The organism is Bradyrhizobium sp. 147, assembly GCF_023073935.1.
In the GTDB taxonomy this organism is placed as follows: Bacteria; Pseudomonadota; Alphaproteobacteria; order Rhizobiales; family Xanthobacteraceae; genus Bradyrhizobium.
Genome location: NZ_JADPKL010000140.1, coordinates 91887 through 105488, shown reverse-complemented (window position 1 = coordinate 105488; position 13602 = coordinate 91887). Strand labels below are relative to the sequence as shown.

The window sequence follows — 13602 nt, the reverse complement described above, 5'->3', positions numbered from 1 at the left end:
ATACAAAACGCGTCAATACGAAAGTCGCAAGTCCGGCGCCGATATGCTGGCGCCGGATGCCGGTGACCTGACGGAGACCTGACAGCCCAGCACCCACTTGTGCGCAGGCGCTGGAAAAATTCCGCGACGCGAAGCGCTGGACCGCAAGTGGGCCGGGTCGGCGCGGCCCGCTTCCGCGACTCGTGGCGCGCGCAGGTTGCAATTTCCGGCTTGAACCGGGTCACATTTGTGGACTTATCTCATTTCGGTCCCGCCCGAATCGAGGTTCTCAGGAGGTTTCGATGATGTCACGTCGCTCAGTCGCGCTTGCGCTCACGATTGCATTGCTGTCCGGTCCGGCCCTCGCGGCATCCGGCAACGCGGTCAAGATGTTCGATACCGATAATGACGGAACGCTCGATCTCGCCGAGGTGAAGAAGGCGGCCAGCGCATTGTTCGCCAAGCTCGACCCCGACCACGACGGCACGCTCGACGCTCGCGAGTTGCGGGGACGGTTGTCGGCGAAAGAGCTCGCCGCCGCCGATCCTGATCGCGATGGGACGCTTACGCTCGACGAATACCTGTCCGTGGTGGAGCAGCGCTTCAATGCGGCCAATCCGGACAAGGACGGGACGCTCGATGCAAAAGAGCTGAACACGCGGGCCGGCCGCGCGCTGCTGCGGCTGCTGCGCTGAGGTCCGCCCCGGCAGGAGCTTAATTCCGATCGGAAGCCCGGAACATCGGGCTATTCGGCCTGTTCTCTTCGCGATGTCCTGCTCCGCGCCGGGGAAGCGCGGCGGGAGAAGAGGAGAAGCAGATGAACACGAAACATTCCGTTTTTGCTGCGTGCGCGATCCTGGCGTTGAGCGCCGGCGTCGCCATGGCCGGCCCGTGCAACACCGGCAGCGCCAGCACTGACAAGGATGCCGGTTCCGGTCCAGTCACCGTGGGCTCGACGCAGTCGCAGAGTTCGTCCAGCGAAACGGGGCAGCATCCGCCGACCAGCACGATGAATCGTGCCAGCAGCGGCGCAGCTGCTTCGTCCGAAGATGCGCAGCGGCAGATGCAGAGCCAACCAACTGCGGCGGAGCAGGCGGAAGGTGCTAAGCCTAACACGCAAACGGCAGGTAAGGACTGCTGACGACGCGGTGTCGATTCGAGGCGCGGTTTCTCGGGCAGGGCGATGTCCCCAAGATCTGTAATTGACCAAGAGAGAACTGGCTTTGCCCGAGAGCGAAATGCCGCCGCGAAGAATCGACACAGACGCGTGCGGCCTTCGAATCGGCGCTTGAACTACAGGGGACCCAGCCCTAGGTTTTGCCCCGCGCGATGTCGCGCTCAATACCTTGGGAGACCCCGAATGGCTTGGAAAGCTCCGAAGATCGTGGAAGTGCCGGTCGGCATGGAAATCAACATGTACGCCTGCGCTTCGCGCAAGTAAGACTGACGACCTGCCGCGGCTTCGATGGTAAACGCCGTCGAAGCCGTGGTAGTGTCAGGAATGCGCGCGAGAGCCAATCCCTTCTGGACCATAGCTGCCTGCACAGTCGCGCTTCTACCTGTATGCGTCAGCGCCGAAGAAGGCTTTGATACCGAGCATATCTTCGGCTTCATGATCGGCACCGATGTCGGCAGCGTCGGCGAGCGCGAATTCCAGAGCGAGACGACGGGACGATTTGGTAAGGGCGGTGGGACCTATCGCGCGCTCGCGCAGGAGGTCGAGATCGAGGTGGTGCCGCTGCCGAACTTGCGTATCGAGGTCGGCGGTACCGCCAGCTTGCACGACATCACCGGCGCCCCCGACATCGACGATCGCCGCCAGTTCAACTTCCAGGGCGCCTCGCTCGATCTGCGTTATCGTCTGCTCGACCGCGCGCACGCGCCGTTCGGCCTGACTGTCGCCGCCGAGCTCCATGGCGACCGCATCGACGAGACCAGCGGCGCGAAGGGACGGACGTACGGCACCGATTTCACGCTTGCGTTCGACCGCGAGCTCGTTCCGAACTTCGCCATCGCCGCGCTCAATCTGATCTATCAGCCGGAATGGGCGCGCTTCGAGATGGCGGGACTGTCCGAGAAGAGCTCGACGATCGGGGCGGCGGTTGCCGGCATGGTGCGCGTGCGGCCCAATGTGCTGCTCGGCGGGGAGATGCGTTATTTCCGGCAATACGACGGCATCGGCCTCGGCGAGTTTTCGGGCCACGCCCTGTTCGTCGGCCCCACCGCCTATTTTCAGCTCTCCGAGCGCACGCGGCTGACCTTGAGCTGGAGCATGCAGGCCTGGGGACGTCCGGCTGGATCATCCGCCAATCTCGACCTCGTCAATTTCGAGCGTCACCAGGCGAGGGTTGTGTTCGGGGTTAACTTTTAACGCACCCATGTTCCCCTCTGCCCGCCCGGAGACGGGAAAAGAGCTCCATTTTCTCTCACGCCGGATTGAAACTTCCCGCTCCTTTGCACGTAACCTTTCGTGCTAGTCTCCATCGCCCCTTTGCGAGAGGATCCCGGCATGAACCCGATTGACCTGGTGGTGACTGTCTGTGCGGTGCTCTCGCCCGCGACCTGCGAGGAGCAGCATCTGGTGTTCAACTATTCCGGGTCGCCACGGCAATGCGCGATGGCCGCGCCGCCCTATATCGCGCAATGGGTCGGCGAGCATCCGAAGTGGCATGCGGTGCGATGGCGCTGCGAATATCCGCACCCGAACGACAAGGCGTAAGCCGGCCTCGCTATTTGGTGCAGTCCTTCAGGTCCTTGTCGGCGATCGAGAACACCGCATCCGCCCTGATCTCGATGTCGCGGACGATGCACTGCCGTGAATTGGCATAGCTGACCTTGGCATCATAGCGGCCCGGCTCGACGCCGGTAATGCGCAGCCGCTCGTCGTGGTCGACCTCCTTGTCCTTGTCGTTCAAGCATTGGTTCGGACCCCAGTCGGTCCTGCCGGCCGGAGCGAGCTGGAAGCCGGAGATCGTCTCCGTTGTGAGATTCCAGAGCCGGATGCCCTTGCCTTTGGTCTGCGCGAGCGCCGCGCCCGGCATCGCGACCAACAGGATGCCGATCGCAATCAGCTGACGTCGCACCGTGAAACCTCCCTCGACGGTCTTGTTTGGCCCCAGTTGACCACGAGTGTTCATTTCGATTCAAGCTGCAGCGCCGCGAGCTCGGCCTTGATCCTGCCGAGATCGGTTTCGCTGCGCTCCGCTCGCGGGATCGCGATCGGCACCTCCTGCACGATGCGCGCCGGCCTGGGCGACAGGAAGAGCAGTCGGTCGCCGAGCCGGATCGCATCGTCGATGCTATGGGTGACGAGCAGCGTCATCACCGGACGGCTCGCCACCAGCGTTGCGATCTCGTCGCGCAGGCGGCCGGCGAGCGCGTCGTCGAGCGAGGCGAGTGGCTCGTCGAGCACCAGCAGATCGGGCTCGACCGCGAAGGCGCGGGCCAGCGCCACGCGCCGGGCAAGGCCCAGCGACAACTCGCCGGGGAAATGGTCGCGATGCGCCTGAAGCTCCAGGATCCTGAAAAGCTCAGATAGTTTGGCCTCGGTCACACCGGGCGCAGCCAAGCGCACGTTCTGCTCGACCGAGCGCCACGGCAGCAGCCGCGGCTCCTGGAACACCATGCCGATCCGCGCCTTCGGCGGCCGCGCGATGCGCCCCTGAAATTCATGATCGAGCCCGAGGATGATGCGCAGCATCGTGCTCTTGCCGCAGCCGGAGGGGCCGATCAGCACGCCGACCTCGCCGGATTGAAGCGCGAATTTGACGGGCGCCAGCACCTCGTGCGTCCCGCCCGCGGCACTCCTGAACGTCTTGCCTGTGATCTCGACCTCAAGCCGCACGGGGCCGCCACCGTGTTGCGCGGGCTTCGAACGGCTGCACCAGCAAGGTTTCGATGACGAGTACGACGGCGGCGAAGGTCAGCGAATAGGCGAGCAGCCGCGGCGTGTCGAATAGCTGGAAAGCGACGCCGATCTCGAAGCCGACGCCGTTCGGGCGGCCCAAAAGCTCGGCGACCAGCACGATCTTCCATACCAGAGACAATCCGGAGCGCGCGGAGGCTGCGATATAGGGCGCGAGTTGCGGCAGCACGACGTGGCGGAAGGCGCGCCAGCGCGGCATCGCGAACACGCTCGCCATCTCGTCGAGCGAGCGGTCGAGCGCGCGGGTGCCCTCGCGCAAGGTGACGATGGCGGTCGGCAGCTTGTTGATGGCGATCGCTGCGATCGCGGCGGCTTCAGTCAGGCCAGCCCAGATATAGGCCAGCACAATCACGACCAAGGCCGGCAAATTGAGTAGCAGGATCAGCCAGGGATCGCCGAGCCGGTCGGCAAGCTTCACTCGTCCCATCAGATAGCCGATGGCGCTGCCGAGCGACATTGCCAGCACGAAGGCGAGTGTGACGCGGGCCAGCGTGACGCCGAGATGCAGGAACAACGCGCCGCTCGCGGCTTCCGCGATCATCACCTCGAGCACGGCAGGCGGGGAGGGCAGCTTTGCGCCGCCGACGAACAGCGCGGCGATCCACCAGATTGCGAGGAACAGGACAGACGAGACAAGACGCAGCACCTCAGTCTCCGGGGACTGCGTGATAGAAGGTGCCGGGATCGAGCTCGGCCGCCGGCCCGACGAGATCGCGGCCACCGATCTCGGCGAGCACGCGGTAGAGCACGCGCGCATCCGCCTCCTCGTCGGCAATGCTCCGGCGCGGGATGCCGTCGCGATAGCGGTCGCGATAGGTCTTGAGCAGGACCGGATCGGCAGTGCCGGTGAGCGGCGCGACCTTGTCCCAGGCCGCGTCCGAGGTCACCAGCAGCTCTTTGGCCTTTCGGGTCATTGCGATGAAGCGCGCGATGGCGTCACGATGGCTTGCCGCCCAGCTCTCGTCGAAGACATAGCCGACCGCGGCGACCGGGCCCTTGGCACCGAGTTTTGGCAGGATGTCCTCGATGCCGGCGAGGCGGCGAAAGCCCTTGGCCTCGAGCTGCGCGCAGAAATTCCAGAAATTGAGGCTCGCATCCATCTCGCCGTCGAGCGCCTTGGCCGCGATCAGGGGTGGTGCGCCATAGACGATGGTCGCCGCAGACTTCAGGTCGATGCCATCCTGCCTCATGCGGGCCTGGAGCAGCAGCCAGCTCTTGTCGATCGCTCCGCCGGCGATCGCGAGCTTGCGTCCCCTGAGGTCGGCGAGCGTCTTGATCGGAGAAGCCGCCGGCACCATCACCGCGCCAAGCGCGCTGGAATAGGGATAGAAAGTGAGCTTGGCGCCGAGCGCGCGCTCGCGCGACACCCATAGCCAGTCCGACAGGATGATATCGGCGCCACCTGCGCGCATCGCGATCTTGCCCGCTTCCGTGCTCGCGAGCTCGGTGACCTCGAGCGAGAGGTCGGCCTCCTTGTCCAGACCGTTCGCGCGGATCGCGGCCAGCTCCCAGGAGAATGTTCCGGTTTTCTGCACCGCAAGGCGGATGGTCTCGGCGGCGCGGCCGGGTACGGCCAGCGTCGACGCCAGCGTCACTGCGAGCACCAATGTTCGACCGAGTGCTCTTATCACACCACGTGCTCTCATCACCTTGTGAGCCGTTTCCTCTGACGGAGTGCTTTTCAGGACAATACGCATAGCATAGCTTTGGTCGCAACCAGCGGGAGGATGCGTATGAAACTGGCGGGACAGCTACGACCGATTGTCGCCGCATTGACCGTATTGGCAGTGACCGCGTGCGCGGCGCAGGCCGAGGACGCCAATGATTATCCGACATCGGCGCGCGCGGAGTACGTCTACGGCTGCATGAAAGCCAATGGCGAGACGCGGTCTGCGATCGAGCAATGTTCGTGCTCGATCGACGTGGTCGCCTCGATCGTGCCCTATGAGCGCTACGTCACCGCGGAAACCGCGCTCAGCATGTCCCAGGTCCGCGGCAATCTCGGCGTCCAGTTCCGCACCTCGGAGCAGGCGAACTCGGCGGTGAATGATCTCCGGCGCGCGCAGGCCGAAGCCGAGGTGAGGTGCTTTTGAGTTGTGCGGCGATGGAAGCGGAGGGTCGATCGCGCGCAGCGCGAACGGGGGGTGATCTCTCCATTCGGGCACTGTTGGGTGCGGAGAGACCGTCACCCCCACCCCGTCTCACATTCCGCTGCGCTCCATGTGAGCCGACCCACGGGCGAGCTACGCTCGTTCCGGCCCCCTCCAGCGGAGGGTGCTCCTCGCCTTACGTCCCCGGCTTCTCCACGTCCCACTCATTGCGGAACACGTGCCCATCCGTGTCCTTCGCCTCCGCGCGAAAGCGCTTGGCGCCGTTGGAGACGTAGGTGAAGCGCAGATTGGGATCTTCCGAGATCGAGATGCCGCCTTCCATCGACAGCACCGGGCTGTCGTCCTGCGTCAGCTTGAGCTGGTTGATGAAGAAGGCCGGGATATAGAGCTGCGTGACCTGGTCCATTTGCAGGCCGGAATTGTTGGGATGGCCGATCATGATCTGCGCCTCGCGGACGCGGCTCGCCGGCGCGTCCTCGCGCGCGAATTGCCGATAGCGCATCTGGCCGAGGCGGTTCTTGGCCTCCTCGACGTTCTTTGCCGCCGGCGCAGAGCAACCGCCAGAAGCCTTGACATAGACCTTGGAGACATAGAGCTGGCCATCGCTGAGCTCGGCGACCGCATGCACGTCGGTGTAATTGTTGACGCGCACGCGCGTCGAGATCTCCGTCACATTGGCATCCGGTCCGAGTTCGAACTTCGCTGCCATCGGAGCGGGATTGCGGTCAATCACCAGCGTGATCGAACGGATGCGCCGCGCATCGCCGGGCGACAGCTTGCTGCGCAGCGTGACCGGCACGATGGCCGCATCCTCGGCGCGATAGGGCATTTCGATGCCGATGACGGTGCTGCCGTCGTTCATCGGACGGTTGCTGAAGATGTCCTGCACCAAGCCCGGCCAGGGGTCGTCGGCCTCTTCCGCCTGCACCGGCATCGCGAACGCGATGCCGAGCAGTACGGCGGTCAACGTCAGGCGGCGTGTGCATCCCAACATGGTCATGGTCCTGCGGGCGTTTCGCCCATCGTAGCGCGCCCGCTACTCCCATTCAATTTCTGAAAATGCTGCGGTTGCGTTGCGGGCATTGTAGTCCTCGAACAACGCCCAGCGCGGCCGTTCCGACCCGGCGGCCTTGTCGGCGGCGGTTCGGATCGGCTCGCCCTTCTTGTTCAGTGCGCGGACGTCGGACAGCAGCGTTGACAGGTAGCGTCGCTCATCGGTCAGCGCGGCAGGCCAGTCGCTCACCGGGCCGTGACCAGGAACGACGCGCAGCGCCGCAATGGCCTGCAATTCCTTCAAAGTGTCTAGCCAGCCGCGGATGCTGCCGTCCACGACCGGAATGTGGCGGAGAAAGACGAGATCGCCCGCGAACAAGGTTTTGGTCGTCTCATCGAACACAGTCAGATCATTGTCGCTGTGCCCGGCCGGCCAGGCCCGCAGGGTCAGCCGGCGCGACCCGAGATCGAGCGTCGTCGTGTCCGAAACGAGCAGGGTAGGGGCAATGATGTTCACGGGATCGATCAGCTCATTGCCCATGATGCGGCGAAAATTGTCGAGATAGAAAGGCCCGCGCGTCGCGAGCGCCTGGGGAAGCTTGTGATGGCCGACGAAGATGGTGTTTCCATCGGCGAAGGCCGCATTGCCGAAAACATGATCGGGATGGCCGTGGGTGTTGATGACGTAGCGGATCGGCTTGGGCGTCTTCGCCCGCACGGCCGCCAGCAGCGCCTTGCCTTCGCGGTAGCTCCCGCCGGTATCGATCACAGCCACCGCATCACCGCCCACGATGAAGCCGACGTTGGCGATGTCGCCCTCGTTTTCGCGGGTCATGAGGGCGATGGTCCCGGAGTGTACGAAGATTCCCGGCGCGACTTCGCTCACAGGCAATTCGGATGCCCCGGCGCGTGCTAGCGTGACGGACCCCAGCAGGAACAGGACTGCGATCGTTGAAGCGATGTGAGACACTTTTCCGCCTCAGTTCAGAGTGTTTGCTGCGTTGCGCTGCAGCAAGGCAAAACCAAACACAAAGCTGGCAAAACATGGCGCATCATGCGTTGCATGGATAACATTCAAACAAGACGAGGAGGAAGCGCGATGACGGAGGCCGGACGACATCGTCGCTGGTTGTTTTCACTGTGGATCCTGGTGGCGTCCTGCGCGTTCGGCAATGCTGCGATCGCGCAGACCAACGAGACCGGCGACCTCTCCTTCGAATTGGTCGATCCAAAGGTGCTGCGCGTCTGCGCCGACCCGCGCAATTTGCCGTTCTCGAACGAGAAGGGTGAAGGGTTCGAGAACAAGCTCGCCGAGTTCTTGGCGGACAAGCTCCAGAAGAAGCTCGACTACGTCTTCTTCCCGCAGGCCACCGGCTTCGTGCGCATGACGCTGGGTGCGCATCGCTGCGACGTTATCATGGGCTTTCCGCAGGGCGACGACCTCGTTCAGGGCACCAATCCCTATTACCGCACGACCTATGCGCTGGTCGCCAAGGCCGGTAGCGGACTCGAGGACGTCGATACCCTGGAGGACGCGCGGCTGAAGGGCAAGCATGTCGGCATCGTCGCTGGCACGCCGCCGGCGACCAACATGGCGATAGCCGGTCTGATGGGCGATGCAAAGTCCTATCCGCTGATGATCGACACCCGCTTTGACAATTCGGCACAGGCCATGATCGACGACCTCGCTGCCGGCAAGATCGACGCCGGCGTGCTGTGGGGCCCGATGGCCGGCTATTATGCAAAAAAGGCCGGCGCTTCGCTTCACGTTACGCCGTTGGTCAAAGAAACCACCGGGCCGAAGCTGGTCTATCGCATCGGCATGGGCGTGCGCCCGGCCGATCAGAACTGGAAGCGCCAACTCAACAAGCTAATCCAGGAGAACCAGGGCGAGATCAACAAGATCCTGCTCGACTTCGGCGTACCTCTTTTGGACGAGAACAATCGGCCGCTCGGCGCGGAGACGGCCAAGAAGACGCCATGAAACGGCATCTTGCCGTTGCGCTGCTCGCCACTGTTTTGACAGGGCCGGCATTGGCGCAGCAGCAGGAGCCGTTCGAGCCTGAAGGCTACCGCATCGACAATTACCGCGCGCCTGTGCCGGCGACGCTCGCCGGCGCCCGCGTGCTGACGACGGCGCAAGCCGAGGCGATCTGGCGGGCGAAAAGCGGTGCCTTCGTCGACGTGATGCCGCGGCCGCCGAAGCCGAAGAACCTTCCCGCAGGCACCGTGTGGCGAGATGCACCGCGCAGGAACATTCCGGGCAGCCTGTGGCTGCCGGACACCGGCTACGGCGCGTTGCCGCCGGCCGTGGACGATTACCTGCAGCGCGGCCTCGCGCGTGCCTCGCGCGGCGACAAGGCCGCGCTGCTCGTGATCTATTGCCTGGCCGATTGCTGGATGTCGTGGAACGCCGCCAAGCGCGCGCTGGCGTATGGCTACTCCAACATCGCCTGGTACCCTGACGGCACCGACGGTTGGGAGGGCGCAAAACTCCCCACCGAGGAAGCGCACCCGGAGCCGCGCCCGGAGCAGTAACGCAAGACAATTATGCCGGCGCTTGTCCCGCCTGCGCGGCCCAAGCGAAGCCGCTTCTGCGCGGCGCCGCGGCATCCACGTTCTTCGTTCCGCGTGGCTAGACGTGGATGGCCGGGACAAGCCCGGCCATGACCCTGTGTCGCACCTTGGAGAAGTGAAGGCGAAGATCGCACCTACTGCTTCTGCAACTTCGTCAGCGTGCCCGTGCCGTTGGTCTCGGTGGCGGTATAGGTCACCCGGTCGCCGGCATGAACGGCATCCAGCATCGCGGCGTCCTTTGCCTTGTACTCCTGGAGCGCGCCGGCGCTGCCTGAGCTGGCGCCGACCGTGCCCTTCTGCGTCTGCTGGATCGAGATCGTGCCGTTGAGCCGATCGATCCGCGTGATCATTCCGGTCAGATCGTCGGCAAAGGCGCTGGATGCGAACATGGTGATGACCGCAACGCTCGCGAAGATGAATTTCGTTGTTCCCATCGAGGCCTCCCGATGTCCTGGATTGGATGTCCTGGATTGACCAAGACATCCTAGAGCGATTTGGTTCCGCCAGATAGCGCGGCGGAAGGGTTAACGATCGCGGTGATGTCGCTGGAACTTTGGTGAGCTGTCAGCCAGCCTGACGCTATTCCATTTCCTGCTGGATCACGCGCCCGAGCGCGAACAGGCGCTGGTCGATCGTGGTCGGAACCTCGCAGACGAATCGCACCACTTTGTGACGATCCTCGAAGATACGGGTCTTCCAGATCAGTTCGTTGCTGAGCGCCTCGATCTTGGCATCGTCGCGGGGCGTCACGCCCTGGAGCGCCTGGAGCGCCAGCGTTTCCTCGCGGATCTTGTCGGCGGCCTCGCGCTGCTTGCGGCTGACGCGTTCGAGGCCGTTCATCACCTGGGAGCGCTGGGCGTTAAGCGTGTCGAACAGGCCGGCGAACAGCAGCTTGGCGTTCGCCGTCTTGTCCGACGCGGAGGCGGCCAGAAACTCCTTCACCAACTTCTCGGCCTCGTCGAGTGGCGTCTTGCGCGCCGACAGCTTTGCGACCAGCGCGCTGATCTTGGCGTCGTCCTTCCATTTGTTCTGCACGTCGTCGAGCGGCGGGCCGGCCCAGACGGCCGCGAGCGAAATCTCCGGCACCTTGGCTTGGGTGCAGGGCCAGTCGGGATAGCGCGGATCGGCCGCGCGCGCGGCCGTGCCCGACAGCACAATTGCCATGACAGCCAGGACCAGAACCCTCATCCTTCGCCTCCTGCAGGCCCGCGTCGCGCCAGCCCGCGCGACGGATCATAGGCGAAAATCGCACCGATCATGAACACGATTGTGCAGATTGCGACCACCGCCAGCGAGATCCAGTTGAGCTGCCCGTATAGCGCAAATCGTATCAGCTCGACCGCATGAGTGAACGGATTGGCCTCGCAGAGGTAATACAGATAAGGGCTGCCCTCCTGGACCCGCCAGAGCGGGTAGAGCGCGGAAGAGGCGAAGAACATCGGGAAGATAACAAAATTCATTACGCCGGCGAAGTTTTCCAGCTGCTTGATGCCGGAGGAGATAAGCATGCCGAGTGAGCCCAGCATCAGGCCGGACAGGATCAGCGCCGGCAGCACGGTGAGATAGCCCGCGGGTGGCGGCGTGATGTCCCAAAACCAGGCGATCAAGAGGAACGCATAGACCTGGAGCAGCGACACCGCGGTGCCTGCCAGCAGCTTGCAGAACAAGAGGAAGCCGCGCGGCAGCGGGCTGACCAGCAGCGTGCGCATGTTGCCCATCTCGCGGTCATAGACCATCGACAGCGAGGACTGCATGCCGTTGAAGAGCTGGATCATCGCCATCAAGCCGGGCGCGATATAGACCTCGTAGAGGATGTAGGTCTCGTAGGGTGGTATGATGGAGATGCCGAGCACCTGACGGAAGCCGGCGGCGAAGATGAACAGCCACACCAATGGCCGCACCAGCGCCGAGACGAAGCGCTCGCGCTGATGCAGGAAGCGCAGGCCTTCGCGCCAGACGATGCCGGTGAGGCAGGTCATGTACTCCGCGAACGAGAAGCCGCGCGGCGCCTCGCCCGTCGTGATGCTGCTCATGCGCCGGCTCCCGGCATGGTTTGCGCGCCGGTCAGGCGCATGAAGGCGGTGTTGACGTCCTGCGCACCGACTTCCGTGACGACGCGGCTCATCGGCCCCTGCGCCAGCACCTTGCCCTGGTGCAGCACCACGAGATCGTCATTGGGCATGATCTCGTCGAACAGATGCGTCGCCCAGAGCACGCCGATGCCTTGTTCGGTCACGAGCTGGCGGACATGGCCGATGATGTCGGCGCGCGCCTTGACATCGAGGCCGACGGTCGGCTCGTCCAGCAACAGCAGCCGCGGCCGGTGCAGCAATGCCCGTGCGATCTCCAGTCGCCGCATCTGCCCGCCCGAGAGATCGCGCACCTTGCTGCCGGCGCGCTCGGAGAGCCCGATGCGCCCGAGCAGCTCGGCGCTGCGTGAAGCCGCCTCACGCCGGCTGATGCCGTGGAGCGCGGCGTGATAGAGCAGGTTCTGCGTCAGCGAAAGGTCGAGATCGAGCGTACGCGGCTGGAACACGACACCAAGCAGCCGCAGCGCCTCGCCTGGAGTTTTGCTGATGTCGTGACCGAAGATGGCGACACGGCCAGCCTGGATGCCGAACAGGCGCGTGATCAGCGAGAACAGCGTGCTCTTGCCGGCACCGTTGAGGCCGAGCAGCGCCGTGAAGCTCGCGGGCTGTACGTTGAAGGAGACGTCGGTCAGCGCCCGCCGCGGCCCGTAAGAATGACTGACGCTGTCGATCGATAGCGCCGGCACTGCGGCCAATTCCAGCCTCGGTGTCTCACGCGGTTCGGCGATGGGGGCAGGGCTGGTCATGGCGCGATCGTGATGCCCCAGGGCAGTTCGCCCACCTGAATGGTCTTGATCACCTTTTGCGCGGCGACGTCGATGACGGAGACGTCATTCGACACGCCGTTGGTGGTGAGCAGGTATTTTTCATCAGGCGTGAACGCCATGTGCCAGACCCGCTGCCCCACCAGCAAATATTTCAGCACCTTGCGGGTCGCGACGTCGACCACAGCGATGCGGTTGGCGGGGCCGAGCGCGATGAAGGCGGTCTTGTCGTCCTTGGTCATGCCGATGCCGACCGGCTGGATCGCCTCTTTCCGCAAGCCCGGGATGTCGAAGGTGACCTTGCCGATCACCTCATGCTTGTTGGGATCGATGATCGAGACGGTGCCGCCGATCTCGGAGGAGACCCACACTTCCGAGCTGTCATGCTTGAATTCGGCAAAGCGCGGCCGCGCATCGACCAGCACATTGGCGACGATCTGGCGCGACGATGTGTCGATGAAATGCGCCATGTTGGTCGTCTCGGACGTGTTGATCAGCGTCTTGCCATCGGGGCTGATGGTCATGCCCTCGGGCTCGACGCCGACCTGGATGTCGCCGAGCCGGGCGCGCTTCTCGAGGTCGATCACGGTCACCGTGTTGTCGTTCTCGTTGGCGACGTAGAGGATTTTCCCGGCGGCATCCTGAGCGAACAATTCCGGGTCGGGCCCGGAGGGCAGGCTGTCCACCACGCTTTGCGTCTTGGCGTCGATCACCTGGATGGTGTCGTCGTCGCCGACCGCGACCATCACGAACTTGCCGTCACGGGTGAAATCGATGCCGCGCGGACGCTGGCCGACCTTGATGGTCTTGGTCACGGTCCAGCTGTCGGTGTCGATCACAGATACCGTGTTGCTTTTCTCGTTCGAGACATACGCGAGGAACGCATGCGCGGGTGCGGTGGCAAGCGCTAGTCCGGCAAACAGCGAGAGGGGCAACATCAGCGTATGCAAGGGACGTTGCTCTTCGATGCGCTGAGGTTGTGCGCGGGCTGCCTTCACCTCCCCCGCTTGCGGAGGAGGTCGTATCGCATCGACAGATGCGATGCGGGAGATGGCGCGCTCCTCTTGGGGAGTCTTCCTTACTGAGACACCCTCTCCCCAACCCTCCCCCGCAAGCGGGGGAGGGGGCGCAGCGTCGTCGCGGTGGAGGCTCGAACTCATCTC

Annotated in this window: 19 protein-coding genes; 8 read left to right on the top strand and 11 right to left on the bottom strand. The window is 64.0% G+C overall.

Annotated elements, in window-relative coordinates; all coding sequences use genetic code 11:
• Window positions 1–281: 281 nt before the first annotated feature.
• From IVA87_RS32825 to IVA87_RS32805, 5 genes are all read left to right on the top strand, one after another.
• Window positions 282–674: a calcium-binding protein gene (locus tag IVA87_RS32825; RefSeq protein WP_247337249.1), complete on the top strand. Its 393-nt coding sequence runs from the start codon at window positions 282–284 to the stop codon at window positions 672–674.
• 122 nt (window positions 675–796) lie between these two features.
• Window positions 797–1120 (top strand): hypothetical protein, encoded by a 324-nt coding sequence (locus IVA87_RS32820; RefSeq protein ID WP_247337247.1) that lies wholly within the window; start codon window positions 797–799, stop codon window positions 1118–1120.
• Between the two features lie 219 nt (window positions 1121–1339).
• Window positions 1340–1420, top strand: coding sequence for a pyrroloquinoline quinone precursor peptide PqqA (gene pqqA / locus IVA87_RS32815; RefSeq protein WP_008562446.1), 81 nt, complete (start codon window positions 1340–1342; stop codon window positions 1418–1420).
• Between the two features lie 24 nt (window positions 1421–1444).
• A complete protein-coding gene (locus IVA87_RS32810) occupies window positions 1445–2350 on the top strand; it encodes a hypothetical protein (protein WP_346658389.1) in 906 nt (301 codons plus the stop codon).
• A gap of 138 nt (window positions 2351–2488) precedes the next feature.
• Window positions 2489–2698, top strand: coding sequence for a hypothetical protein (locus IVA87_RS32805; protein WP_130211758.1), 210 nt, complete (start codon window positions 2489–2491; stop codon window positions 2696–2698).
• 10 nt (window positions 2699–2708) lie between these two features.
• Here IVA87_RS32805 and IVA87_RS32800 read toward each other — a convergent pair whose 3' ends face one another.
• From IVA87_RS32800 to IVA87_RS32785, 4 genes are read right to left on the bottom strand one after another with little or no spacing between them, the layout of a single operon-like run.
• Window positions 2709–3062, bottom strand: coding sequence for a hypothetical protein (locus tag IVA87_RS32800; RefSeq protein ID WP_247302089.1), 354 nt, complete (start codon window positions 3060–3062; stop codon window positions 2709–2711).
• A gap of 50 nt (window positions 3063–3112) precedes the next feature.
• Window positions 3113–3823, bottom strand: a complete 711-nt coding sequence (locus IVA87_RS32795; protein ID WP_247280493.1) for an ABC transporter ATP-binding protein — start codon at window positions 3821–3823, stop codon at window positions 3113–3115.
• Complete coding sequence (locus tag IVA87_RS32790; RefSeq protein WP_247280494.1) at window positions 3813–4550, bottom strand: ABC transporter permease subunit; 738 nt, start codon at window positions 4548–4550, stop codon at window positions 3813–3815. The genes IVA87_RS32795 and IVA87_RS32790 overlap by 11 nt, the downstream gene beginning before the upstream one ends.
• Window position 4551: 1 nt before the next feature.
• Complete coding sequence (locus tag IVA87_RS32785) at window positions 4552–5550, bottom strand: ABC transporter substrate-binding protein (protein ID WP_247302083.1); 999 nt, start codon at window positions 5548–5550, stop codon at window positions 4552–4554.
• A gap of 87 nt (window positions 5551–5637) precedes the next feature.
• On the opposite strand from IVA87_RS32785, the gene IVA87_RS32780 reads away from it, so the two are divergent.
• The gene (locus IVA87_RS32780) at window positions 5638–5997 is read left to right on the top strand and encodes a hypothetical protein (RefSeq protein WP_247337240.1); all 360 of its coding nucleotides are present in this window, start codon (window positions 5638–5640) and stop codon (window positions 5995–5997) included.
• Window positions 5998–6190: 193 nt separating this feature from the next.
• Here IVA87_RS32780 and IVA87_RS32775 read toward each other — a convergent pair whose 3' ends face one another.
• A complete protein-coding gene (locus IVA87_RS32775) occupies window positions 6191–7009 on the bottom strand; it encodes a quinoprotein dehydrogenase-associated SoxYZ-like carrier (RefSeq protein WP_247337236.1) in 819 nt (272 codons plus the stop codon).
• Between the two features lie 42 nt (window positions 7010–7051).
• Window positions 7052–7978 carry a quinoprotein relay system zinc metallohydrolase 2 gene (locus IVA87_RS32770; protein ID WP_247337233.1) on the bottom strand — a complete coding sequence of 309 codons (927 nt, stop codon included), beginning with the start codon at window positions 7976–7978 and terminating at the stop codon, window positions 7052–7054.
• Between the two features lie 129 nt (window positions 7979–8107).
• Between IVA87_RS32770 and IVA87_RS32765 the strand changes: the two genes are divergently transcribed.
• Entirely contained in the window at window positions 8108–8992 is an 885-nt protein-coding gene (locus tag IVA87_RS32765) for a substrate-binding domain-containing protein (RefSeq protein ID WP_247337230.1), read from the top strand.
• Window positions 8989–9546, top strand: a complete 558-nt coding sequence (locus tag IVA87_RS32760) for a PQQ-dependent catabolism-associated CXXCW motif protein (RefSeq protein ID WP_247337227.1) — start codon at window positions 8989–8991, stop codon at window positions 9544–9546. Before IVA87_RS32765 ends, IVA87_RS32760 begins: the two co-directional genes overlap by 4 nt.
• A gap of 173 nt (window positions 9547–9719) precedes the next feature.
• Here IVA87_RS32760 and IVA87_RS32755 read toward each other — a convergent pair whose 3' ends face one another.
• The 5 genes from IVA87_RS32755 to IVA87_RS32735 form a co-directional block, all read right to left on the bottom strand.
• A complete protein-coding gene (locus IVA87_RS32755) occupies window positions 9720–10019 on the bottom strand; it encodes a copper-binding protein (RefSeq protein ID WP_247280501.1) in 300 nt (99 codons plus the stop codon).
• A gap of 145 nt (window positions 10020–10164) precedes the next feature.
• On the bottom strand, window positions 10165–10773 hold the full coding sequence (locus IVA87_RS32750; RefSeq protein ID WP_247337220.1) for a hypothetical protein: 609 nt from the start codon (window positions 10771–10773) through the stop codon (window positions 10165–10167).
• On the bottom strand, window positions 10770–11618 hold the full coding sequence (locus IVA87_RS32745) for an ABC transporter permease (RefSeq protein WP_247337217.1): 849 nt from the start codon (window positions 11616–11618) through the stop codon (window positions 10770–10772). Before IVA87_RS32745 ends, IVA87_RS32750 begins: the two co-directional genes overlap by 4 nt.
• Window positions 11615–12421, bottom strand: a complete 807-nt coding sequence (locus tag IVA87_RS32740; protein WP_247337213.1) for an ABC transporter ATP-binding protein — start codon at window positions 12419–12421, stop codon at window positions 11615–11617. Before IVA87_RS32740 ends, IVA87_RS32745 begins: the two co-directional genes overlap by 4 nt.
• Complete coding sequence (locus tag IVA87_RS32735; protein ID WP_247337208.1) at window positions 12418–13377, bottom strand: YVTN family beta-propeller repeat protein; 960 nt, start codon at window positions 13375–13377, stop codon at window positions 12418–12420. The genes IVA87_RS32740 and IVA87_RS32735 overlap by 4 nt, the downstream gene beginning before the upstream one ends.
• Between the last annotated feature and the right edge of the window lie 225 nt (window positions 13378–13602).

Bases quoted from the DNA above. Each gene is read 5' to 3' on its own strand.
- IVA87_RS32760 (WP_247337227.1), top strand. From the start codon at position 8,989: ATGAAACGGCATCTTGCCGTTGCGCTGCTCGCCACTGTTTTGACAGGG.
- IVA87_RS32745 (WP_247337217.1), bottom strand. From the start codon at position 11,618: ATGAGCAGCATCACGACGGGCGAGGCGCCGCGCGGCTTCTCGTTCGCG.
- IVA87_RS32755 (WP_247280501.1), bottom strand. From the start codon at position 10,019: ATGGGAACAACGAAATTCATCTTCGCGAGCGTTGCGGTCATCACCATG.
- IVA87_RS32750 (WP_247337220.1), bottom strand. From the start codon at position 10,773: ATGAGGGTTCTGGTCCTGGCTGTCATGGCAATTGTGCTGTCGGGCACG.
- IVA87_RS32775 (WP_247337236.1), bottom strand. From the start codon at position 7,009: ATGTTGGGATGCACACGCCGCCTGACGTTGACCGCCGTACTGCTCGGC.
- IVA87_RS32810 (WP_346658389.1), top strand. From the start codon at position 1,445: ATGGTAAACGCCGTCGAAGCCGTGGTAGTGTCAGGAATGCGCGCGAGA.
- IVA87_RS32765 (WP_247337230.1), top strand. From the start codon at position 8,108: ATGACGGAGGCCGGACGACATCGTCGCTGGTTGTTTTCACTGTGGATC.
- IVA87_RS32740 (WP_247337213.1), bottom strand. From the start codon at position 12,421: ATGACCAGCCCTGCCCCCATCGCCGAACCGCGTGAGACACCGAGGCTG.
- IVA87_RS32780 (WP_247337240.1), top strand. From the start codon at position 5,638: ATGAAACTGGCGGGACAGCTACGACCGATTGTCGCCGCATTGACCGTA.
- IVA87_RS32825 (WP_247337249.1), top strand. From the start codon at position 282: ATGATGTCACGTCGCTCAGTCGCGCTTGCGCTCACGATTGCATTGCTG.
- IVA87_RS32735 (WP_247337208.1), bottom strand. From the start codon at position 13,377: ATGTTGCCCCTCTCGCTGTTTGCCGGACTAGCGCTTGCCACCGCACCC.
- IVA87_RS32805 (WP_130211758.1), top strand. From the start codon at position 2,489: ATGAACCCGATTGACCTGGTGGTGACTGTCTGTGCGGTGCTCTCGCCC.
- IVA87_RS32785 (WP_247302083.1), bottom strand. From the start codon at position 5,550: ATGAGAGCACGTGGTGTGATAAGAGCACTCGGTCGAACATTGGTGCTC.
- pqqA (WP_008562446.1), top strand. From the start codon at position 1,340: ATGGCTTGGAAAGCTCCGAAGATCGTGGAAGTGCCGGTCGGCATGGAA.
- IVA87_RS32820 (WP_247337247.1), top strand. From the start codon at position 797: ATGAACACGAAACATTCCGTTTTTGCTGCGTGCGCGATCCTGGCGTTG.